Origin of the sequence: Solirubrobacter deserti, from assembly GCF_027587175.1 — a bacterium.
Taxonomy (GTDB): domain Bacteria; phylum Actinomycetota; class Thermoleophilia; order Solirubrobacterales; family Solirubrobacteraceae; genus Solirubrobacter; species Solirubrobacter deserti.
The window spans coordinates 82244-102924 of the sequence record NZ_JAPCID010000027.1 but is presented as its reverse complement, the minus strand read 5'-3'; the positions used below and the strand labels follow the sequence as shown (position 1 = coordinate 102924).

General features: G+C 72.4%; 19 protein-coding genes and 1 pseudogene. 10 read left to right on the top strand and 10 right to left on the bottom strand.

What is annotated here, in order from left to right:
• The coding region (locus OJ962_RS19080) for a penicillin-insensitive murein endopeptidase (protein WP_270006534.1) at positions 1-638 on the top strand (638 nt) is incomplete at its 5' end.
• Here the strand turns inward: OJ962_RS19080 and OJ962_RS19075 are convergent.
• The 5 genes from OJ962_RS19075 to OJ962_RS19055 form a co-directional block, all read right to left on the bottom strand.
• Positions 635-796, bottom strand: coding sequence for a hypothetical protein (locus OJ962_RS19075; RefSeq protein ID WP_202952082.1), 162 nt, complete (start codon positions 794-796; stop codon positions 635-637). The genes OJ962_RS19080 and OJ962_RS19075 overlap by 4 nt on opposite strands.
• 1 nt (position 797) lies before the next feature.
• Entirely contained in the window at positions 798-1475 is a 678-nt protein-coding gene (locus OJ962_RS19070; protein WP_202952081.1) for a M15 family metallopeptidase, read from the bottom strand.
• A 2-nt stretch (positions 1476-1477) separates the two neighbouring features.
• Entirely contained in the window at positions 1478-2152 is a 675-nt protein-coding gene (locus tag OJ962_RS19065) for a lysozyme (protein WP_202952080.1), read from the bottom strand.
• Positions 2153-2388: 236 nt separating this feature from the next.
• Positions 2389-3777 (bottom strand): sensor histidine kinase, encoded by a 1389-nt coding sequence (locus tag OJ962_RS19060; RefSeq protein WP_202952079.1) that lies wholly within the window; start codon positions 3775-3777, stop codon positions 2389-2391.
• Positions 3774-4466: a response regulator transcription factor gene (locus OJ962_RS19055; RefSeq protein WP_270006533.1), complete on the bottom strand. Its 693-nt coding sequence runs from the start codon at positions 4464-4466 to the stop codon at positions 3774-3776. The genes OJ962_RS19060 and OJ962_RS19055 overlap by 4 nt, the downstream gene beginning before the upstream one ends.
• Positions 4467-4543: 77 nt before the next feature.
• Here OJ962_RS19055 and OJ962_RS19050 point away from each other — a divergent pair, with 77 nt between their 5' ends.
• The 3 genes from OJ962_RS19050 to OJ962_RS19040 all read left to right on the top strand — a co-directional run bounded on the left by OJ962_RS19050 (position 4544) and on the right by OJ962_RS19040 (position 7466).
• Complete coding sequence (locus OJ962_RS19050; protein WP_202952078.1) at positions 4544-5506, top strand: LLM class F420-dependent oxidoreductase; 963 nt, start codon at positions 4544-4546, stop codon at positions 5504-5506.
• 11 nt (positions 5507-5517) lie between these two features.
• Positions 5518-6546, top strand: coding sequence for a hypothetical protein (locus OJ962_RS19045; RefSeq protein ID WP_202952077.1), 1029 nt, complete (start codon positions 5518-5520; stop codon positions 6544-6546).
• A gap of 86 nt (positions 6547-6632) precedes the next feature.
• Positions 6633-7466 (top strand): cyclase family protein, encoded by an 834-nt coding sequence (locus OJ962_RS19040; protein WP_202952076.1) that lies wholly within the window; start codon positions 6633-6635, stop codon positions 7464-7466.
• Between the two features lie 4 nt (positions 7467-7470).
• Here OJ962_RS19040 and OJ962_RS19035 read toward each other — a convergent pair whose 3' ends face one another.
• Both OJ962_RS19035 and OJ962_RS34480 read right to left on the bottom strand, forming a co-directional pair.
• Positions 7471-7617 carry a DUF1963 domain-containing protein gene (locus OJ962_RS19035; protein ID WP_255525676.1) on the bottom strand — a complete coding sequence of 49 codons (147 nt, stop codon included), beginning with the start codon at positions 7615-7617 and terminating at the stop codon, positions 7471-7473.
• A 157-nt stretch (positions 7618-7774) separates the two neighbouring features.
• Positions 7775-8167, bottom strand: a pseudogene (locus tag OJ962_RS34480) (DUF1963 domain-containing protein); the annotation flags it as partial.
• A gap of 155 nt (positions 8168-8322) precedes the next feature.
• Between OJ962_RS34480 and OJ962_RS19030 the strand changes: the two are divergent.
• Genes OJ962_RS19030 through OJ962_RS19020 form a run of 3 tightly spaced genes read left to right on the top strand, consistent with a single transcriptional unit; the run spans position 8323 to position 12394 of the window.
• Complete coding sequence (locus OJ962_RS19030; protein ID WP_202952074.1) at positions 8323-9828, top strand: tyrosinase family protein; 1506 nt, start codon at positions 8323-8325, stop codon at positions 9826-9828.
• Positions 9828-10541, top strand: coding sequence for a copper chaperone (locus OJ962_RS19025; RefSeq protein ID WP_202952073.1), 714 nt, complete (start codon positions 9828-9830; stop codon positions 10539-10541). Before OJ962_RS19030 ends, OJ962_RS19025 begins: the two co-directional genes overlap by 1 nt.
• 14 nt (positions 10542-10555) lie before the next feature.
• A complete protein-coding gene (locus OJ962_RS19020; RefSeq protein ID WP_202952072.1) occupies positions 10556-12394 on the top strand; it encodes a CHAT domain-containing protein in 1839 nt (612 codons plus the stop codon).
• Here OJ962_RS19020 and OJ962_RS19015 read toward each other — a convergent pair.
• Positions 12391-13386 (bottom strand): zinc-dependent alcohol dehydrogenase, encoded by a 996-nt coding sequence (locus OJ962_RS19015; RefSeq protein WP_202952071.1) that lies wholly within the window; start codon positions 13384-13386, stop codon positions 12391-12393. The genes OJ962_RS19020 and OJ962_RS19015 overlap by 4 nt on opposite strands.
• Positions 13387-13462: 76 nt before the next feature.
• On the opposite strand from OJ962_RS19015, the gene OJ962_RS19010 reads away from it, so the two are divergent.
• Genes OJ962_RS19010 through OJ962_RS19000 form a run of 3 tightly spaced genes read left to right on the top strand, consistent with a single transcriptional unit; the run spans position 13463 to position 17352 of the window.
• The gene (locus tag OJ962_RS19010; RefSeq protein WP_202952070.1) at positions 13463-14791 is read left to right on the top strand and encodes a proline dehydrogenase family protein; all 1329 of its coding nucleotides are present in this window, start codon (positions 13463-13465) and stop codon (positions 14789-14791) included.
• A complete protein-coding gene (locus tag OJ962_RS19005; RefSeq protein WP_202952069.1) occupies positions 14788-16338 on the top strand; it encodes an aldehyde dehydrogenase family protein in 1551 nt (516 codons plus the stop codon). The genes OJ962_RS19010 and OJ962_RS19005 overlap by 4 nt, the downstream gene beginning before the upstream one ends.
• Positions 16339-17352, top strand: coding sequence for a PucR family transcriptional regulator (locus OJ962_RS19000; protein ID WP_202952068.1), 1014 nt, complete (start codon positions 16339-16341; stop codon positions 17350-17352). It abuts the gene before it with no gap.
• On the opposite strand, the gene OJ962_RS18995 is transcribed toward OJ962_RS19000, so the two are convergent.
• Together OJ962_RS18995 and OJ962_RS18990 are read right to left on the bottom strand one after the other, a co-directional pair.
• The gene (locus tag OJ962_RS18995) at positions 17329-18708 is read right to left on the bottom strand and encodes an FAD-dependent oxidoreductase (RefSeq protein WP_202952067.1); all 1380 of its coding nucleotides are present in this window, start codon (positions 18706-18708) and stop codon (positions 17329-17331) included. The genes OJ962_RS19000 and OJ962_RS18995 overlap by 24 nt on opposite strands.
• Positions 18705-20672 carry an MMPL family transporter gene (locus tag OJ962_RS18990; RefSeq protein WP_202952066.1) on the bottom strand — a complete coding sequence of 656 codons (1968 nt, stop codon included), beginning with the start codon at positions 20670-20672 and terminating at the stop codon, positions 18705-18707. Before OJ962_RS18990 ends, OJ962_RS18995 begins: the two co-directional genes overlap by 4 nt.
• Between the last annotated feature and the right edge of the window lie 9 nt (positions 20673-20681).

Below are 20681 nucleotides of genomic sequence, written 5' to 3'. Positions count from 1 at the left end.
AGGCGCGCGGCGACGACGCGAGGCCGAGCGGCGGGGCCTCCGAGGCGCGCGGCGGGCCGCGTGCAGCACGTCGTGCCCGCCCGCCCGCCCGGCCTCGTGGCCCGGCGGCGCCGCCTGTCGCGTGGCGTTCCTCGCGTGCGCTCGGCTCCCCCACCGGCGGGCGGCTCGTGCGCGGCGTCAAGCTGCCCGTGCGCGGCACGCACTTCCTCACCTGGGACCCGGTGCGCAAGACGACGCCGAACCGGTGGTGGCGGCGGTACGGCACCGACGAGCTCGTGCGGCTGCTGCTGCGCGTCACGCGCGCGTTCGCCCGCGCGCACCCGCACGCGCCGCGGCTGCTGATCGGCGACCTGTCACGTCCGCGTGGGGGGGACTTCGGGCGGGCGTACGGGCCGCTCGGCCACGTCTCGCACCAGAACGGGCTCGACGCGGACGTCTACTACCCCCGCAAGGATGGCCGGGAGCGGGCGCCGCTCACGGCGGCGCAGGTCGACCGCCGGCTCGCGCAGGACCTCGTGGACCGCTTCATCCGGGCGGGCGTGCCGACGCTGCTCGTGGGGCCGTCGCTGAAGCTGCGCGGGCGCGGCGTGCAGCCGTGGCCGAACCACGACAACCACGTCCACATCCGGCTGGGCTAGTCGAGGCCGTCGGGCTCGCCGTCGTCGGGCGTCTCGATGTCGTAGTCGTCGTCGGCTTCGTCGAACGCGGCGTCGGGCGCGTCGGCAATGCCCTGGTAGTCGGCGTCAGGGGGACCGAACGTCGTCGTCTCGGTCACGGGCTCGGCGGTCGTCTCCATCTCAGGCTCCGATCAGCTGGTTGATGTACGCGTAGCGCGCCCTGCGGTGGTTCTCGTCCCACCCCGTCCGCTCCGCGGCGACGCGGAGGTTGACCGCGTACTGGCGCAGGTCCTTCTTGGCCTGCTTGGCCTTGCGCAGGTGCATCTCATCGACCTGCGACCAGCCACCCGCGCGGCGCGCCACCCGCCGCTGGTGGAGCAGGATGTCGCGCGCCTCCCGCTCCTTGTCGCTCATGAGCTTGTACGGGTGCACGTGCTTGGGCTTGGCCGCCCCGCCCTTGTAGACGCCCGGGTGGAACGTGCAGTGCCACCACTCCGACATGGCGTCCGAGCGCAGCTTGCCGCCCGCGATCCCCCAGCCGTACTCGTGGGCGACCGCACGCACCGCGGCGGCCATCTCCGGCCGCGGGAGGTCGACGGCGATCCCCCAGCCGTGGTTGGAGCTGCCGGGCCGCGCGGCGAGCGCCCCGCGGCCGGACTGGTAGAGCCGCCAGAAGTGCTCCTGGTCGGCGTAGGAGCGATAGGACGTGCGCGGGGACGTCGGGCAGATCCAGAGGCCGCGCTCGGATGCGATCCGGCGGCGCATCGCCAGCCACGCGTCAGCGGCGTCGGCGCGCAGTCGTCCGCCCGGGATCGGGCTGAGGTCGCGCTCGGTGAGCTCGCCATTGGCCGGGGGCATGATCAGCTCGAACGGGCCTTGAGCGAGCGGTAGCGCGAGCGGCGGTGGGCGTGCTCCCAGCCCTGGCCGTCGCCGCCCTTCTCGGCGGGTTGCGCGGCGCGCCAGATGCGTTTGCGCTGCGCGCGCATCTTCTCGCGCAGCTCGCGCCGCCGCTCGAGGTCGGTGTCCGCCCGCCGCAGCTCGTCGTACTCGCGGATCCAGGCCTTCTCATGCTCGGTGTAGCCCTCGAGCGGGTCGATGTCGTCGAGGAACAGCGCCCGCTCGGCGTGCCGGCGACGGGTGAGCCCCGCGACGCGCCGACCGCCCGCCTTGTCCCACATCAGCAGCGCGTCCGCGGCAGCCTGCCAGCGCCGCGCGCGCAGCTCACGGCCGATCGTCGTGCTCGGCGCGAGCGCGCCCGGGCCGCAGTTGTAGACGAACGACACCAGCGCGTCGAACTGGTTCTGCTCCAGCGGCAGGCCCAGGTTCAACACCGCGGGCGCGTAGTGCTCGTCGAGATCCTGCTGCAGCAGGCGGCTGGCCTGCGCCTCGGTGAGCGGCTTCGTGCCTGGACCGACGCCCTTGGTGTGGCCGTAGCCGATGGTCCACACCTTGACCATGTCCTGGTAGGGGCGCCCGTTGTACGGGAAGCCCTCGAACTCCTTGATGAGGGCGACGCCGACCGTGCTCGTCCTCATGGCTCATCCGGCGGATCGGGGGTCAGGCGCGAGTCGAGCGCCGGCTCTTCGTCGGCCAGCTCGACCTCGTCGTCGACGAGATCGTCATCGAGAGCGGGAAGGGCGGACATGCGCGATTCTGGTTCGCGTCGGCACAGCCCGTCAAGGCTGCTGCGTATGAGAGCGCACCGATGCGTGCGTCGGTCAGAGTGACTGGAGAACGCGCGTGGATGAACCCCAGCCGCGACGGCACCCACTCAGCCACGCGCCGGGAAGCGTACCTGGAAGGCCGCGCCCCCGTCCGGGGCGTTGGCGGCGCTGACGGTTCCGCCGTGCGCGTCCACGATTCCGGCGACGATCGCCAGGCCGAGGCCGGCGCCGCCCTTGCCGCGCTCGCGCCCGCCCTCGGCGCGCCAGAAGCGCTCGAACAGCGCGCTCGGGTTCGCCCCGGGCAGCCCGCGGCCATGGTCGCGCACCTCCAGCGCGACGGTGCCGTCCGACGCTTGCACCGAGACGTCGATCGGCGTTCCATCGGGCGTGTGCACGAGCGCGTTGCGCAGCAGGTTCGCGAGCACCTGGCGCAGCTGGTCGGCGTCGCCGGTCACGTAGCCGCGCTCCGCGGCGAGCGAGATCTCGCGGTCCGGCGCGGTCACCCGCGCGTCGTCCACCGCGTCCTTGGCGAGCACCGCCAGGTCGACCGGCCCGTGCGGTGCGCTGCGCACCTCGTCCAGCCGCGCGAGCGTGAGCAGATCCTCGACGAGCACCCCCATGCGCGCGGCCTCGTCCTCGATCCGGCGCATCGCCTTGGCCACGTCGTCTTCGGAGCGCGCGGCGCCCATGCGGTGGAGCTCCGCGTAGCCGCGGATCGAGACGAGCGGCGTGCGCAGCTCGTGCGAGGCGTCGGCGATGAAGCGGCGCAGGCGCTCCTGGCTCGTCTCGCGCGCGGCGAACGCGTCCTCGAGCCGGTCGAGCATGCGATTCAAGGCCGTGCCGAGGCGGCCGACCTCCGTGCGCGGATCGGTGCTCTCCACACGGTGCGAGAGGTCGCCGCCGGCGATCGCGGCGGCCGTGTGGCCCATGCGGTCGAGCGGAAGCAGGCCGACGCGCACGACGACCCACGCGAACGCGCCGACGAGCGCCAGCACGCCGGCGATCACCAGCGCGAGAACGAGCAGCAGCCGGTCCAGTGCCTGGTCGGTCGCGTTCATCGGGATCGCCGCGACGGTGATCGTGCCGTTCGGGTTGGTCACGGCGAGCACGCGGTAGGAGCCCTGCGGCGTGTCCACGGTCTGCTCGCCGCCCACCGGGATGTCCTCCGGCAGCTGCGGCGCCTCGCTGGTGTCGTCCGGGCCGAGGAACTCGCCGTCCAGGACCGCGCCGGACTCGTCGCGCAGCTGCCCGTACGTGTCGGTGGGCGCGCCCGCCCCGGGCGGCGGACCGCCGCGGCCTCGCCCGCCCTTGAACGGCCGGTCCGGGTCGAGCAGCTGGTGCTGGAGCGCCACGGACGCGCTCTGCAGCTGCTCGTCGACGCGGTCGAGCTGGAACGAGCGCTGCTGGGCGTACGTGATCCCGCCGACGAGCAGCATGCCCGCAGCGGCCAACGCGAGCACGCCGGCGACCAGCCGCCCACGCAGCGAAGCGATCATGCCCGCGGCGCGCGCAGCGTGTAACCGACGCCGCGCACGGTGTGGATCAGCGACGGCCCGTGCTGGTCGAGCTTCTTGCGCAGGTAGGAGATGTAGGTCTCCAGCACGCGCGCGTCGCCGCCGAAGTCGTAGTCCCACACGTGGTCGAGCAGCTGCGCGCGCGTGAGGACGCGGCGCGGGTTGAGCATCAGGTAGCGCAGCAGCCGGTACTCGGTGGCGGTGAGGTCGATCGGCTCGCCGCCGCGCGCGACCTCGCGTGTGTCCTCGTCGAGCTCGAGGTCCTCGAACGACAGGCGGCTGGACTCCGGCTCGGCCGCCCCGGTGCGGCGCAGCACATTGCGCACCCGCGCCAGCAGCTCCTCGAGGCTGAAGGGCTTGGTGACATAGTCGTCGCCGCCCGTGGTGAGCCCTCGGATCTTGTCCTCGGGCGCGTCGCGCGCGGTGAGGAAGATGATCGGCGTGCCCGCGCGCTCGGCGCCCAGGCGCTTGGCGACCTCGAAGCCCTCCATGTCCGGGAGCATCACGTCGAGGACGATCAGGTCCGGACGGAAGGCCGCGACCTGCGTGAGCGCGTCGGCGCCGGTCCCCGCCGACTCCACGGCGAAGCCCTGGAAGCGAAGGGCCATCGAGATGACGTCGACGATGTTGGGCTCGTCGTCAACGACGAGAACTCGGCTGGACTCGTTCACACGGGCAGTATCGGCTCGTTGGCTGTGGGTTTCCTGGGAAAGGCCTGAGCCGTTGCGCGGGTAGCGTGTGAACCACCATGCGCGCACCGTTTCAGCTGGACCTCCATGTCCCGAACTTCAACTACCCGGACGTGGCGCCCGGCGCGCTGTTCGAGAAGCTCGTCGAGATCGCCACGGCCGCCGAGGAATCCGGCTTCAGCTCGCTCTCGCTGATGGACCACCTGCACCAGATCGGTCCGGTCGGCCCGCCCGAGAACCACATGTTCGACGGCAACACGATGCTGGCCGCGATCGCCGCGCGGACGTCCTCCATCCACCTCGGGCTGCTGGTCGGCGGGGTCACCTACCGCAACCCGGCGCTGGTGGCCAAGATCACCACGACGCTGGACGTGATCAGCGGCGGGCGCGCCGTGCTCGGGCTGGGCGCCGCCTGGTTCGAGGACGAGCACAAGGCCTACGGGTACGAGTTCCCGCCCTTGAAGACGCGCTTCGAGTATCTGGAGGACGCGCTGCAGATCTGCCGCGCGCTGTTCACGCAGGACGTGGCGACCGTACGCGGCAAGCACTTCCACGTCGAGGGCGCGTTCAACAACCCGAAGCCGATCCGCGGCGACATCCCGATCCTGATCGGCGGCAGCGGCGAGCGCAAGACGCTGCGGTTCGTCGCCCAGTACGCGGACGGGTCGAACCTGTTCGGCGACGTGGAGCGGGTCAAGCACCTCCTCGGCGTGCTCGAGGGCCACTGCGAGGACGTCGGCCGCGACCCGGCGGAGATCACCAAGACGCGCATGGGAAGCGTGTACATCGCATCGACGCACGATGACGCCGAGGCCAAGTTCCAGGCGGCCACGGGTGGCTCCGAGCAGGCCCGCGCGGGCGCGTTCGTCGGTGACCCGGGCGAGGTCGCCGAGCAAGTCCAGGCGTATCTCGACGCCGGCCTGGACGGCATCACCATTACGCTCCCGGACGTGCACGACGTCGAGACGGTGAGGCTGGCGGGTGAGACGCTCGGGGCGGTGATCGGGACTCGCACCGCGTAACGCCCGACGAGGTGGAGCGGATCGCCGCGATCCGCAACCCCGTCATCCGCAACCTCGAGATCACCTACGCCTACTCGCTGCTCGCCGCCGAGATCACGGCGCGCAGCGGGGCGGGCGCGAACTGGTGCACGTACGCGACCTGGGCCTCACGGCAGGCCGGCCGCACGATCCGCGGCGAGGACGCCATGGGCTACATCGAGCGGCGGCTCTGCATCGGGCGCTCGCTGCTGCACCCGTTCCGCTCGGTCGGCCGCTGGATGCTGCGCAAAGGGCTGTTCGACAAGTCCTCGCGCGTGGGGCGCGTTATGGCCCCGCTGCGCACGCCGTTCGACGCGATCGAGCTGGCCTCGGACGCCGTGGCGCGCGGGAACCTGAAGGTGTTCGCGGAGATCGGCTACGAGTTCGCGCGCTATCTGCAAGGCGGTCCGTTCGCGGTCGACGCGCCGCTGCTGCAGGTCGCGTTCGCGTGTTACGACGAGGCGTTCGCGACCGATGACGTCAAGCGCCGCGCCGAGCTGATGCTGCGCGCGAACCTGTGCATCGGGCTGCACGAGCAGACGCGTCTGCAGCCCGAGATCGGCGAGGCGTTGGACGCGCCCTACGTCACCGCGGAGGAGCTGGGGCGCATGCTCTGCGGGACGACGCGGCGGCGGCTCGCGAAGGTGGTCGGCGCGGTGGCGCTGCCGGCCCAGACCCTGGTCGCCCGCTTCTCGCGCGAGGTCATCACGCACTCGCTGATGGTGCTCTCGCTGCCTGGCCGGATCCTCTCCCTCGGCACGCACCTGGAAGACGCGTACCCGGACACGCTGCACGAGCTCGTGGACGAGGAGCTGATCGCGCTCGTGAACCAGTACGAGCCGGTGCCGCCGGCGCTCGACGACTGCGGCGCCGAGGACTGGTCCTCGCTCGAGCAGCGGATGCACTACATCGTGCACCTGTTCCGCGTCTTCCACTTGCGCGCCGAGATGGCGACCGCGCCCTTCACCGACGAGCAGGTCGAGCGCTTCCTTGCGGGTGTGGTGCCGGACGGCGACCTCTGAGCGGCGCTTTCGCGGCGGGGCGTTTTGTGCGAACGTTCACCGCTCAGCGACTGTAAGGGAAGTCGCGCGCACGAGGAGGAGCGGGCATGCGGGGTTCGTTTGTCGTCGTCATCGCCGCAGCGGCGGGGCTGGCCGGTGTGGCCGCGGGCCAGCTCGAGCAGCCGGACGCCCAGGAGCCGCCGGAGGCCACGGTCGACCTGACCGGCGATCGGCTCGTCGATCTCAGCCACGCCTTCAACCGCCGCACGATCTACTGGCCGACGGCGCAGCAGTTCCGCCTGACCGAGGTCGCGGACGGTGAGACCGAGGGCGGCTGGCACTACGCGGCGAACAACTTCCGCGCCGCCGAGCACGGCGGGACGCATCTCGACGCGCCGATCCACTTCGCGCGCAACGGCGACACCGCCGACGAGATCCCGCTGCGCAAGCTCGCCGGGCCGGCCGTGAACGTCGACGTGCGCGCGAAGGCCGACGCCGATCGCGATTACCTCGTCACGGTCGCCGACCTCGAGGCCTTCGAGGCAGAGCACGGCCGGATCGCGACGAACACGGTGGTGCTGCTGCGGACGGGCTGGGCTCGTCACTGGCCCGACGCGCGCCGCTACATGGGCACGGCCGACCGCGGCGCCGACGCCGTCCCGAACCTGCACTTCCCTGGCCTCAGCGAGCAAGCGGCGCGCTGGCTCGTCGAGCAGAGGCGCGTCAAGGCGGTCGGCATCGACACGGCCAGCATCGACCGCGGCCAGTCGACCGCCTTCGAGGCCCACCGCGTGCTGGCGGCCGCGCAGGTCCCCGTGTTCGAGAACGTCGCGAACCTCGACCGGCTGCCGGCCGAGGGCTTCCACGTGATCGCGCTGCCGATGAAGATCGAAGGCGGCAGCGGCGGCCCGCTGCGGGCGCTGGCCTTCGTCGGGGACTGACCCGTCACGAGGTCTGGAACACGTACCAGGCGCGCTCGCTCTCGGGGTGGGCGAGCGCGTCGCGCTGGATCGCGAAGTACAGCACTCCGGCATCGCCCCACATGTAGTCGAGCGCGTCGTCGCCTCCTCCTCGATCGGGCGCTGGATCCAGTCGGCGTGCCCGAGCAGCTGGTGCGTGGCCCGCACTCCGAACTCGTCGCGGATTCCTCCAGGGCTTCGAACTCGTCCTCGGGCGCCTCGACCCCGTCGGCGTAGCCTCCCCCGACGAGCGGCACGCTCAGCTGTTCGCGGAACGTGACCCGGCCGCAGGCGTAGCGCTGCGCCCCCTCCGGCGCGGGGCGTCGCTCGAGCTCGGCGTCCGTCCACAGGACGCGGAAGCCGTCCCGGTCCTCGAGGCTCAGCCCGAGGTTGTTCTGGAAGTCGGCAAAGAACAGGATCACGCCCTTGTCTGGCAGCCCGAACGCGCTGTCGACCTCGGTCACGTCGATCTGCGCGAGAAAGCTCAGCGGGCCGTGCTCCCACGTCGGCCACTCGAAGTCCTTCGGCACGTCCGGCTCGCCGCCGAGCTTGGACGCGCCGACCGGGACGTCGTCGGTCGGCTCGACGTCGAGAACCAAGCAGGGCTCGAGCGCCGCGATCACCTCTTCGGCGATGGTGCGACAGCGTTCACGGAGGGCCTCTTCGACCTCAGAGCGATTCATGGCCCAGGCGGTACCCGATGACCGCGGACCTGAGCACTCCGATCGTGTCGACCTTCACAGCAGTGCACACCGTTGCGGTGGTCTTGACTTTACGCGTCGTGGTCTAAGAGACTGGCGCCACCGAACGGGCAACCATCGCGGAAGGATGGTCGGGCATGGCTCAGTACGTGCGCAGGGACATCTGGGGGCTTTCGGAGACTGATCCGTGGCACCCGATCATCGAAGCCTATGCCCTCGGTGTCCGGGAGCTTCAGAGGCCGGAGCGGGCCGAGCCGCTGACGTGGGCCTATCAGGCCAAGATCCACGCCTTGCCTCGCGGGGTCGCAGGCGACCAGTTCCTCGCCCAGTGCCAGCACTTCTGCTGGTTCTTCCTGCCCTGGCACCGCCTGTACCTCTACTACTTCGAGCGGATCGTCCGGGCCGCGATCCAGACGCTGGACGAGGTCGACGAGGACGTCAAGGCGCAGTGGGCCCTGCCGTACTGGAACTACGAGCGCAACGACGCGGCGCGCAGCCTGCCACCGGCGTTCCGGGACCAGACGCTGGCGGGCCGCGGCGAACCGAACCCCCTGTTCATCCGACAGCGCAAGCCCGGCCGCAACCAGGGCACCCCACTGGACCCGAACGACGTCCGCTCGGACCTCGCCCGTCTCCCGCGCGAGTTCGCCTTCCCGGACGGGAGCGTCGGCGGCTTCGCCGGCCCCGCGGTCGGCCCGAGCCATGTCGGAGAGGTCGCCGGCGCGGACTCCGGCGAGCTCGAGAACGCGCCCCACGGCAGCGTCCACGTGCAGGTCGGCGGCCTGCGCCAAGCGGGCGATCCGCAAGACGGCTTGATGGCCATCTTCGCCACCGCCGGGCTCGATCCGCTCTTCTGGCTGCACCACTGCAACCTCGACCGGCTCTGGGAGATGTGGCTCGGCGAGGACGACGCCCACGTCAACCCGCCAGCGGGCTCGCCGTTCTACGCCCCGAGCTTCCACTTCCACGACGAGGCCGGCGCCGCGGTCGCGAAGACCGCGGAGTTCGCGGTCGACACGGCCGGGAACTTGGAGTACACCTACGAGGACATCACCCCGCCGGCGCCGCCACGCCGCCGTGGCCGGCGCCGGACGACGACGCCCATGTCCGAGGACGCCGCTACCAACCCTCCCGAGTTCGTCGGCGGAACCCCGAAGCCGATCCGGCTCGCGGGTGCCGAGGAGCGGGTGTCGTTCGAGACCGCCCGCCCCACCGGGCCGATGGCGCGCCGGGGCGGTGGCCGGCCGGAGCGGGTCTACCTGCGGTTCGAGGGCATCACGGGCGAGCAGCCCGGGATCACCTACGCCGTTTACCTGAACCTGCCCGATGACGACGCGACCGCGGCCGATCCGGAGGACTACTACGTCGGCAACCTCGCGTTCTTCGGCGTCGAGCGTGCGGGCGACGTCGACACCGACCGCCCGGGCGGGCACGGGCTCAACCACGCGTTCGACGTCACCGAACTCGTAGAGGCCCTCGACGATGACGATGAGTGGGACCCGCAGGAGGTGCGGGTGACGCTCTCGCCGGTCCACTCGTCGGGTGACGCGGTACGGCGGCGGCGCGGCGGCGCGGGGCCGGACCCCGACGCGGCAGAGACACCGGCGGTGCAGATCGGCCGCGTCAGCGTGTACTACCGCTGATGACGGCCGTCGCGCTCCGGCGCGCCGGAGCCCAGCACCCGGAGGCGGGCGCCGCGCTCCTCGTCATGGCGGCCTGGCTACTGCTGTTCCTCCTGATCGCAGGGGGCGCGCCGATGCAGGACCTCCACGCCGCGCTGCACGCCGGCGCGGCGGTCCCTGCGGAGGCGCTGGGGTGGCTGACGATGACGACCGCGACGATGGTGCCGACGGCGCTGCCGGTCGCCCGGCGCCTCGCGCTGACGTCGCTGTGGCGGCGCCGCGGCCGCACCATCGCGCTCTTTCTCGCGTCCTACGTCGCGGTCTGGGGCCTGTTCGGCGCGGCCGTGCTCCCGCTCGTCGCGCTGCTGGGGTCCGACGCGGCGACGCTCCTCCCGGCCGTCCTGCTCGTCGCCGCGGCATGGGCGTTCTGCCCCGCGAAGTGGCGCGCCGTGCGGGCCTGCCGGCTGGTCGACCCGCTGCCGCCGAGCGGCTGGACGGCCGACCGGGCGTGCTGGCGGACCGGCGTGCGCTACGGACAGCGCTGCGTGCTCGCGTGCTGGCCGCTGATGCTCGCGATGGCGATCGCCGGGCACGCCGCGATCGGGCTCATGCTGCTGCTGAGCGCCGTGGCCGTCGCCGAGAAGCGCGCGGCCGAACCCAGCCGGCTCGCGCGCGCTGCCGCGAGCGTCCTCGTTCTCGCCGCGTGCGTCTCGGCGATCGTCCCACCGGCGTAGGAGATCTTCCGCCGATGTTCGAACACGAGTTCCTGTCCGTCGAGTCGTCCGCGCGGGTGTCGGACGTCGTCGAGTTGCTCTACGACCGCGCACTGACCAGCGTGGTCGTGCACGACGAGGACGAGGACGACTTCTACGTCGTGCCGGCCGGCGACATCGCGGCGTCCGCGCAAGCGGGCGACGACACCATGGGCACTCTGCTCGGCCACATGCGCCTGGACCCCGTCGCCGCCGTCGAGGTCGGGCCGGTGGCCGAGGCCCCCGCGCTTCGCACCACGGGCGAGACGGTCCTGCTGGCGGACGGCGTGGTTCGCACCGTCGTGGGCGAGCGGACGGTGCGACGCAATGGCGGAGGGGGCCAGGACAACGGCGATGACGGTCTCCCGCTGGGCGTGGCCGTCGAGTACCCCGAGTCCGTGGTGGTCGGCGAGACCGTCTCGCTGTTGATCTCGCTGACCGGGGACGCGACCAGCGAGGACGCGATCCCGATCGTCGCCGCCCTCGGTGACGCGATCGACATCGTCGTCTCGCCCAAGGTCGGCTTCGTGGTCGCCGGGCGCGCGCAGGGCCGGCTCGTCGTCGGCAGCGAACCGGACCCCCTGCCGCTCCAGATCCAGCTGACGGCCACCGCGCTCGGGCTGTCACGGGTGGTGATCTACGCGTTCCGCGACACCGAGGCGCTCGGCTCGTTGACGATCGCGCCGGAGGTCGTCACCGCCGACGCGGCGACGGCGGCACGGCCGGCGGCGAGCAGGACGGAGCTCGCAAGCGCCGGTCCCGCCGGCGCCGACCTCGAGCTCGTGATCTTCGAGCAGCCCACCGCGGCGGGCGAGCGCCAGCTGCTGTTCCGGCTCTCGTCGCCGGGTGCGCCGTCGCTCGGGCTCAACCTGCGGCCCTTCGGCCCGATCACCCTGGGCGGCGGAGGCCCGGGCCCCTACTTCACGGAACTCTACAAACAGATCGAACGGCTGCGGCTCACGACCGAAAGTGAGCGCGAGGCGGCGACCCAAAGACTGCACGCCGTGGGATCGGAGCTGTTCTCGACGCTGATCCCGCCGGAGCTGCAGACGCTGCTGTGGGAGCTCAAGGAACGGATCGCGACCGTGTGGGTGCAGTCCGAGGAGCCGTGGATCCCGTGGGAGATCTGCCGCCTGCAGGGCAAGCAGGACGGGCGCGTCGAGGAGGGCCAGTTCTTCTGCGAGGCGTTCGAGTTCGCGCGCTGGATTCCCGGCATCCCGCGGTTGCCGGAGGTGCGGCTGACGAACATCGGCCTCATCGTCCCGCCCGGTTCAGGCCTGACCAGCGCCGCGGGCGAGGCCGCGATGCTGCACGCCCTCGCCGGCCCGAGCCGGCAGGTCGCCGACGTGACCCCGACGTACGTCGGGGTGCGCAACGCGCTGTCCGCCGGCACACTGGACGGGATCCACTTCGCCGGGCACGGCGTGTTCCCGGACCAGTCGAACCCGTCCAAGGCGGAGATCGAGCTCGACGGCGGTCAGTCGCTGCGTCCCACCGACATCTCGGGCAACGTCTCCAACCTCGGGCTCGCGAAGCCGATCGTGTTCCTCAACGCCTGCCAGGCCGGCCGGCAGTCGCGTGGGCTCACCGGCGTCGGCGGATGGGCCGCCGCGCTCCTGCGCGCGGGCGCCAGCGCGTTCGTCGGCGCGCACTGGGAGGTCGACGACGACCTCGCGTGCCGGTTCGCCACCGCCTTTTACGATGGCCTGCTCGGCGGCGCCACGATCGCCGGCGCCACGCGCGCTGCGCGGCTCGGCGTTCGCGCCGCCGGGGATCCCACCTGGCTTGCGTACACGCTCTTCGCCGACCCCACCGCGAAGGTCGTGGAGAGCTAGCCGGCCGAGGTCGGTTCGACGAGCACCTTCAGCGAGCCGGGATCGACGAGCCGCTCGATCGCGTCGCGGGCGTGCTCGATCCCGAACGTCTGCGTGACGAGGGGAGCGGTCTGCACGGCGCCGGACGCGATCAGCTCGATCGCGCCGTCCCAGTAGCCGACGGAGCCGAGCACGCCGATCAGGTCGATGTCGCGCACGACGAGGCCGTCCCAGTCGAACGGGATCTCGGGCCGGCCGGAGAGGCCGAGCGCGACGACCGTGCCGCCCGGCCGGACGGCCTCGAACGCCGCGCGGATCGCGCCCTGGCCGCCGGCGCACAGCAACGCGACGTCCGGCCCGTCCTCGCCCACGGGCGTGAACGTGTCGAAGCCGAGCGTCGCCGCGAGCTCGAGCCGGTCGGCGCGCGTGTCGCTGACCACGACCGACGCGGCACCGTGCGCGCGGGCGATCTGCGCCGCCAGCAGGCCGATCGGGCCGATCCCGATCACGACGACGTGCTGACCGGCGACCCGGCCGCGCGTCACGCCGTGCAGAGCGACGGACGTCGGCTCCACGAGCGCCGCCGCACGCGACTCGAACGGGACCACGTGCGCGTAGGCGGCCGGGAACACCATCCGCGACGCCATCGCGCCGTCCATGTGCACGATCCCGGTCTCGGTCCGGCGGGCGCACAGGTGGCTGCGGCCGGCCCGGCAGCGGACGCAGACACCGCACCCGATCGCGACCTCGCCCACGATCTGGTCACCGGCCGAAAAGCCCTCGACCCCCTTCCCCACGTCGACGACCACGCCGGTCCACTCGTGCCCGGGCACGATCGGATACTCCGCGATGCCCATGCGGAAGTACGCGAGCGAGCCCTCGAAGATCTCGACGTCGGTGCCGCAGATGCCGACCGCGGTGGGCGCGATCAACAATTGCCCCGGGGCGGGCGCCGGGTCGGGCCGCTCGACCAGCTCGAGCCGTTCGTCACCGTGAAATTCGATCGCGCGCATTTGAACACTCGTCTAAGGAAGTCCGGACGGGTGACGATGGTGGCAAAACGGTTGCTCACATAGCGTCGCGAAGCGCATGACCATCGTCGCCCCGCCCGCGGCCGCGCCCAGTTCCACTCCTCCTGAAGAGGCGCGGGTGCGTGCGTTGGGGCGACAGATCGCGGCCGGTCAGGCGAAGGCCGGCCGCACCCGCACGCGGGCGCTCGAAGATCGGGGCATGGAGTGGCTGGCGCGCGATCCTGCGCTGCGTGCGGCGCTCTTCCGCCTCGTCGACGTGGCGCCCGCGTGCGAGAACCGGCGTGACCTGGCCGCCCACCTCGCTGCTCTCCTCGGCGAGGCGGAGCGGCCGGGCACACCGATCGGCTTCGCGCGGCGCGTCTCGACCCGCCGCGCGGGCGGCCCGGCGGTCGGCGCCCTCGCGGACCTGGTGGTGCACCGGATGGCGACGCGGTTCATCGTCGGCGCCGACCCAGGCGACGCGGTGCCCAAGCTCGAGCAGCTGTGGCGGGAAGGCGCCGCGGCGTCCGTGGACCTGCTCGGCGAGGCGACCGTCACCGCCGCGGAGGCCGACCGCTACGCGCGCCGCTGCGACGAAGCCCTGCGCACGCTCGCCGACGCCGCACGCACGTGGCCGGCCCGGCCCACGCTGGACGTCGTCCCGCGCGTGAACCTCTCCGTCAAGGTCACGGCGCTCACGGCCAAGGTCAAGCCGGATGCGCCCGAGCTGGGCATCGCGGACGCGCGCCACCGGCTCCGGACGCTGCTCAGGACGGCGAAGCGCGTCGGCGCGCACCTGCACGTGGACATGGAGTCGATGGACTCGCGCGAGTTGATCACGCAGCTGGTCATCGACCTGCTCGGCGAGCCCGAGTTCCGGGACGGCCCGTCCGCGGGGATCGTCCTGCAGGCCTATCTCAAGGACGCCGACGAGCAGCTCGACCAGCTCCTGGACGGCATCGCCCAGCCGTTCACGGTCCGGCTCGTGAAGGGCGCGTACTGGGAGCACGAGACGGTCGAGGCTCGCCAGCACGGGTGGGCCGCGCCCGTGTACGAGACCAAGGTGGAATCCGACCGCGCGTTCGAGTGCCTGACCCGGCGCCTGCTCCAAGCGCGCCCGCACGTCCGCGTCGCGATCGCCTCGCACAACGTCCGCTCGATCGCGCACGCGCTGGCCTGCGCGCCCGACCGCGACCTCGAGCTCCAGGTCCTGCGCGGCCTCGGCGACGACCTGCAGCAGGCGCTCACCGGCATGGGGCTGCGCGTGCGCACGTACTGCCCGGTCGGTGACCTCGTGGCCGGCATGAGCTACCTCGTGCGCCGGCTGCTCGAGAACACGTCCAACGACTCGTTCCTGGTCAACCGGACGCGCGGCGCGGACCTCGACGCCCTGCTCACCAAGCCGTGAGCTTCACGAACGAACCGCTGCTGGAGCTGCGGCGCGCGCCGGTGCGGGCAGGGCTCACCGACGCGCTGATCGCCCTCGCGCTGCCGTGGTCGGTGCCGGTGATCGTCGCCGGTGAGCGCCGCGACGCACCGACCTTCACGAGCACCGATCCCGGCGCCCCCACCCGCGTCGTGGCGGAGGTCACCGCGGCCACCGAAGCCGACGTCGACGCCGCGGTCCACGCGGCGGCCCGCGCCGCGCCGGCGTGGGAGGCCAAGGGCGCGCACGCCCGCGCGGCGATCCTGTCGCGCGCGGCCGGGGAGCTGCGGCGCCGCCGCCCCCAGCTGGCCGCGCTCGCCGTCCGCGAGTGCGCCAAGCCCTGGCCGGAAGCCGACGCCGACGTCTGCGAGGCGATCGACTTCCTCGAGTACTACGCGCAGCGGGCGATCGCGCTCGAGTCCACCGACGGGCTCGTCCAGCTGCCGGGCGAGCGCAACACGCTGCGCTACGCCGCGCGCGGCGTGGTCGCGGTCGTCGGCCCGTGGAACTTCCCGCTCGCGATCCCCGCCGGGATGGTCGCCGCCGGCCTCGCCACGGGCAACGGCGTCGTGCTCAAGCCCGCCGAGCAGTCACCGGCGTGCGCGCTCGCGCTCGTCGAGGCCTTCCACGCCGCGGGCGTGCCGCCGGCGGCGCTCAACCTGCTGCCCGGCGAGGGGGACGTGGGTGCAGCGCTGGTCGCGCACCCCGGCGTCCACACGATCGCCTTCACCGGCTCCGGCGCGGTCGGCCTGAGCATCCTGAAGACCGCGGCGGAGCTGCAACCCGGCCAGCGTCATCTCAAGCGCGTCGTGGCCGAGATGGGCGGCAAGAACTGCGTGATCGTCGACGCCGACGCCGACCTCGACGACGCCGTCCCCGCGCTCGTGTACTCGGCGTTCGGGTTCGCGGGCCAGAAGTGCTCCGCGGCCGCCCGCGCGCTCGTGCACCACCGCGTCAAGGACACGCTGCTCGAGCGCCTGCACGGCGCGGTCGACCAGCTGCTGATCGACCAGGCGGAGCGCTTCGGCGTCGACGTGCCGCCGGTGATCGAGCCCGCCGCCCGCGACCGCATCCACGCGTTCGTCCAGACCGCCCGCGACCAGGGCGCCCGCGTCCACCAACCCGGGACGGTGCCGCCGCACGGCCACTTCGTCGCCCCCGCCGTGATCGACGGCCTCCCGGTCGGCTCGCGCGTGACCGAGGAGGAGATCTTCGGGCCCGTGCTCGCGGTCGAGAGCGTGCGATCGGTGGATGAGGCGTGCGCGATCGTCGGCGCGCAGCCGTTCGCGCTCACCGGCGGCCTGTTCTCTCGCGACCCGGCGACCGTCGAGCGCGTGAGCCGGCTCCTCCCCGTCGGCAACCTCTACGTCAACCGCCACATCACCGGCGCGATGGTCGCCCGCCAGCCCTTCGGCGGCAACCGGCTCTCGGGCACCGGCACGAAGGCCGGCGGCCCGGACTACCTGCTGCAGTTCGTCGAACCGCGCGTCGTGACCGAGGACACGATGCGCCACGGCCTCGTGGTGTAGATGAGCGAGGACGCGCTCCAGGAGATCGTCGACGCGCTCAGCGTGCGGCTGAACCGGCCCGTGCTGGTGGACGACGTCGACCTGCGCCCGCTCGCGTACTCTTCCCAGTTCGGCGAGCTGGACACGCTGCGCACCGCCAGCATCCTCGGCCGCGCGGCGCCCGCCTGGGCACGCGAGGTGCTGTTCGGGCACGGCATCCGCTCCGCCACCGAGCCCGTCCACATCCCGCCGCACCCCGCGAACGGGATGGAGGCGCGACTGTGCATCCCGATCCTGCGCGCGCGGCGCCGCCTCGGCTATCTGTGGCTGCTCGAAGACCGCCCCGTCGAGGCCCCCGAGCTCGAGCTGGCCCGCACGTCCGCCGCCGACGCGGCCGCCGTCCTGCAGAGCGAGGCCGACACCCAGCGAGAGCGCCGCCGACGCGAGCTGCAGCTGCTCACGGCGCTGCTGGCCGGCGCGTCCGACGCGGCCGCCGCCCTCGACCAGGAGCGCTATCTGCCGCAGCGGCCGGTGGTCGTGTGCGTCGGCGCGGTGGAGGAGCTGCGGACCCGCACGCCGGCCAAGCACGCGCTCGTCGGCGAGGCGGCGGCGATCGTCGCCCCGCACCACCTCGACGGGCTCGAGGGCCCGATCGGCGTGGGCGAACCGATCGCGGACCTGCGCGGCGTGCCGCGCTCGCACCGGCACGCGCAGGCGGCGCTGGGCGAGAGCGGCGTCACGCGCTGGGACGACCTGCGCGCGCAGCGGCTGCTGTCCGCGCTGCCCCCCACCGCGCTCGGCGACCTTCCCGCCGGCGTGCGCTCACTGCTCGAGCACGAGCAGCTCGCGCTGACGCTCGAGACCTATCTCGACCACGCCGGCGACGTCAAGCAGACCGCCGCCGAGCTGTGGCTGCACCGCACGAGCCTCTACTACCGGCTGCGGCGCATCGAGGAGATCGCGGGCGTGGACCTCAACAAGGGTGAGGACCGGCTGCTGTGCCACGTGGCGCTAAGGCTGGCTAAGCGCGCCTGAGGCGACGTCGACCATCTCGCCCGTGCGGACGAGCTTCACGCGCGGGCGGCCCTGCGGCTCGCCCAGACCGGTCTCGTGCACGTCGATGGCGCGCCAGCCGTCCCACGTGACGACGCTCGGGCAGACCTCGGCCAGGAACTTCGGCACCTCGTCGGCATCCGCGTTCTTGGGCGCGTTGAGCTTGCCCGCGTCGCGGTCCTCGATGATGCGCGCGACGGTGTCCGTCGCGTCCTTCTTGTTGGTGCCGATCACGCCCGACGGGCCGCGCTTGACCCAGCCGACGACGTACTCGCCGAGCTCGTGCTCCCCCGTCTCCGGGTTCAGGACGCGCCCGCCGAGGTTGGAGATCAGGCCCTTGCGCTCGTCGAAGGGGATGCCGGCGAGCGGCGCGCCGCGGTAGCCGATCGAGCGGATGACCAGGCCGCAGGAGATGACCTCCTCCTCGCCCGTGGGCACGGCGCGGCCGTTCTCGATCTTGTTGATGCCGATCCGCACGCCGGTGACGGGGCCGTCCTCGCCTTCGCCGAGGATCTCCAGCGGGGAGCGCAGGAAGCGCAGCTCGACGCGACGCTCGTGGCCGTGCGGCTCGCGCGCGGCGTACTCCCGCATGAGCTCGACGTTGCGCTGGTTGGTCGGCTCGCCCTGCTCCTCCAGCCACTGCGCGCTGTACTCGTCGAGCTCGAGGTCGGCGGGGTCGACGACGATGTCCGCGCGCGTGAGCTCGCCCAGCTCGCGCAGCTCCGGCGTGGTGAACGCGGCCTGCGCGGGCCCGCGGCGGCCGAGGACGATCACCTCGTGCACGGACGCGGAGGCGAGCGGGCCGATCGCGTGGTCGGCGGTGTCCGTGACGGCCATCTCGTCCGGATCCAGGACGAGCATGCGCGCGACGTCGACCGCGACGTTGCCGTTGCCGATCACAACCGCGCGCGTGGCGGTGAGGTCGAACTCGTGGTCGGCGTAGTCCGGGTGGCCGTTGTACCAGGCGACGAACTCGAGGGCGCCGTGCGAGCCGGGCCGGTCCTCGCCCGGGATGCCGAGCTTGTTGTCGCTGGCGGTGCCGACCGCGTAGAGCACCGCGTGGTAGCGGTCCAGCAGGTCCTCGCGGGTGACGTGGCCGCCGAGCTCGACGCCGCCGAAGAAGCGGAAGCCGGGATGCTTCGCGGTCTTCTCGTACACGCGCGTGACGCTCTTAATCTTCGGGTGATCGGGAGCCACGCCGGCGCGGACGAGGCCGAACGGGGTCGGGAGGACCTCCAGCAGGTCGACTTCGAATCCGGCCTTGAGCAGCTGGTCGGTGGCGTAGAACCCCGACGGACCGGCACCGACGACTGCCACGCGCAGCGCGTTCTCACTCATAGAGCCTTTGATCGTAGAAGGACCGCGATCGACGGCACGAGGAAGATGCGGATCAGGAAGGTGTCCACCAGCAGGCCCAGCGCCACCGTGAAGCCCACCTGGAACAGGCTCTCCAGCTGCGTCGCCAGCAGCGTGCAGAACGTGCCGGCGAGGATCAGCCCGGCGCTGGTGATCACGCCTCCGGTGCGTTCGAGGCCGGCGATCACCGCGTCCTGCGGGGCGAGGTCGCGCCGCGCCTCCCGGATGCGGGTGAGCAGGAAGACGTTGTAGTCCACGCCCAGCGCGACCAGGAAGATGAACGTGAACAGCGGCATCGCCGGGTCGGTCGCTTCGAACAGCAGCGCGGAGACCCCGAGCGCGAACGCGTAGGACAGGATGACGGTCGCGACGGCGTAGATCGGGGCGATCAGGCTGCGCAGCAGCACCGCCACGATCACCAGCACGAGCGCGAGCGTCAGCGGGATGATCAGCCGCGCGTCGCGGGCGAGCGCGTTCTCGGAGTCCAGCGCCTCGGCCGTCGGGCCGCCGATCATCGCCTGCGGGCTGAACTTGCGCGCGTTCTCGCGCAGGCGCGGGATCGTGTCCCCGCCCGGCCCGAACGGGCTGCCGAGCAGCGTGACGCGGATCAGCGCGAGCTTCCCGTCGCGCGACGTGCCGACCGGGTCGACGCTGTGGGCCAGGTCCAGGCCGAGGTACGGATAGTTGTCGGCGTTGGAGACCTCGAACGGCACCAGCAGGTCCACCGGGCCGGCCTGGCCGGGCGGGAAGTTCGCCTGCAGCGCCTGCAGGCCGGTGACCGACTCCGGCGTCTCGCGGAACTGCTCGTCGAAGGTGAGCGTCCGCTGGTCGCGCGTGTTGGCCAGCGCGCCCGCGACCAGCAGGGCGACGACGGCGGTCGCGAGCACCAGCGGGCGGCGCCGGACGAGCGCGCCGATGCGCGGCCAGATCGCGCCGATCGGCTGCTTGTGCGTGAAGGCCTTGTGCGGCAGCACGGAGAGGACCGCGGGCAGCAGCGTCACGCCGGCCAGGACGGTGATCGCGGTGCCGATCGCGAGCACGGGTCCCATCCAGCGCGTGGCGTTGTAGTCGGCGAGGCTGAGGACGAGCATCGCGACGACGACGATCCCGCCCGCGGAGACGATCGCGGGCGCGGTGCGCCTGAGCGCGGTCCCCATCGGGTCGGGTGCGTTCGTCGCCAGCTCCTCCCGGTAGCGGGCGAGCAGCAACAGGCAGTAGTCCGTGCCCGCGCCGAACATCAGCACGATCAGGATCGCGGTCGCCTGGCCCGTGGCCTGGTAGAGGCCGGCGCGCGCGCCCGCGTAGACGACGCCCGCCGCGACCAGGTAGGCGATGCCGACCACCAGCAGCGGCACGAGCGCGATCGTCGGGCTGCGGTAGATGATCAGCAGCAGCACCAGGACGAGGATCAGCGTGGCGACCAGCAGCGTCTCGTCGATGCCCGCCAGCGCCTCGGCCTGGTCGGCCGCGAAGGCCGCCTCGCCGGTGACGTAGGCCCAGTCCGGCCGGATCTCTCGCATGACGGCGACATCGCGAACGACCGACTCGGTCGCGTCGTCGCGCGTCCAGACCGTCGTCAGGTTCGTCGTGCCGTCGTTACCGAACGGCGTGATCGGGCTCGACTGCGGCGGGCTGATCGCCGGCAGCTCGCCGCACACGCCCTGATAGGCCGTGATGATCCGCGCGACGTCCGGGATCCGCTCGCACATTCTCACGCCGTCGGCGAGCGCGCGCTCCGGCTCGGGGCGTTCGTAGACGATCACCGCGGTGGTCTCGTTGCCGCCCTCGAAGCGTGTGTCGATCAGCTCGTCGACGCGGGTGGACTCGGCGCCGCGGTCCTTGAACGCGTCGCTCTCATCGGAGGCGAGGACCTGCAGCTCGGACTGGAACGGGAAGGCGACCGCGGCGGCGATCAGCCAGGCCGCGATGACGACCCACTTCTTCATCGGCGCGGG

Excerpts from the sequence above, each read along its gene's own strand:
- OJ962_RS19075 (WP_202952082.1), bottom strand. The coding sequence starts at position 796 with ATGGAGACGACCGCCGAGCCCGTGACCGAGACGACGACGTTCGGTCCC.
- OJ962_RS19070 (WP_202952081.1), bottom strand. The coding sequence starts at position 1,475 with ATGCCCCCGGCCAATGGCGAGCTCACCGAGCGCGACCTCAGCCCGATC.
- OJ962_RS19065 (WP_202952080.1), bottom strand. The coding sequence starts at position 2,152 with ATGAGGACGAGCACGGTCGGCGTCGCCCTCATCAAGGAGTTCGAGGGC.
- OJ962_RS19060 (WP_202952079.1), bottom strand. The coding sequence starts at position 3,777 with ATGATCGCTTCGCTGCGTGGGCGGCTGGTCGCCGGCGTGCTCGCGTTG.
- OJ962_RS19050 (WP_202952078.1), top strand. The coding sequence starts at position 4,544 with ATGCGCGCACCGTTTCAGCTGGACCTCCATGTCCCGAACTTCAACTAC.
- OJ962_RS19040 (WP_202952076.1), top strand. The coding sequence starts at position 6,633 with ATGCGGGGTTCGTTTGTCGTCGTCATCGCCGCAGCGGCGGGGCTGGCC.
- OJ962_RS19030 (WP_202952074.1), top strand. The coding sequence starts at position 8,323 with ATGGCTCAGTACGTGCGCAGGGACATCTGGGGGCTTTCGGAGACTGAT.
- OJ962_RS19025 (WP_202952073.1), top strand. The coding sequence starts at position 9,828 with ATGACGGCCGTCGCGCTCCGGCGCGCCGGAGCCCAGCACCCGGAGGCG.
- OJ962_RS19020 (WP_202952072.1), top strand. The coding sequence starts at position 10,556 with ATGTTCGAACACGAGTTCCTGTCCGTCGAGTCGTCCGCGCGGGTGTCG.
- OJ962_RS19015 (WP_202952071.1), bottom strand. The coding sequence starts at position 13,386 with ATGCGCGCGATCGAATTTCACGGTGACGAACGGCTCGAGCTGGTCGAG.
- OJ962_RS19010 (WP_202952070.1), top strand. The coding sequence starts at position 13,463 with ATGACCATCGTCGCCCCGCCCGCGGCCGCGCCCAGTTCCACTCCTCCT.
- OJ962_RS19000 (WP_202952068.1), top strand. The coding sequence starts at position 16,339 with ATGAGCGAGGACGCGCTCCAGGAGATCGTCGACGCGCTCAGCGTGCGG.
- OJ962_RS18995 (WP_202952067.1), bottom strand. The coding sequence starts at position 18,708 with ATGAGTGAGAACGCGCTGCGCGTGGCAGTCGTCGGTGCCGGTCCGTCG.
- OJ962_RS18990 (WP_202952066.1), bottom strand. The coding sequence starts at position 20,672 with ATGAAGAAGTGGGTCGTCATCGCGGCCTGGCTGATCGCCGCCGCGGTC.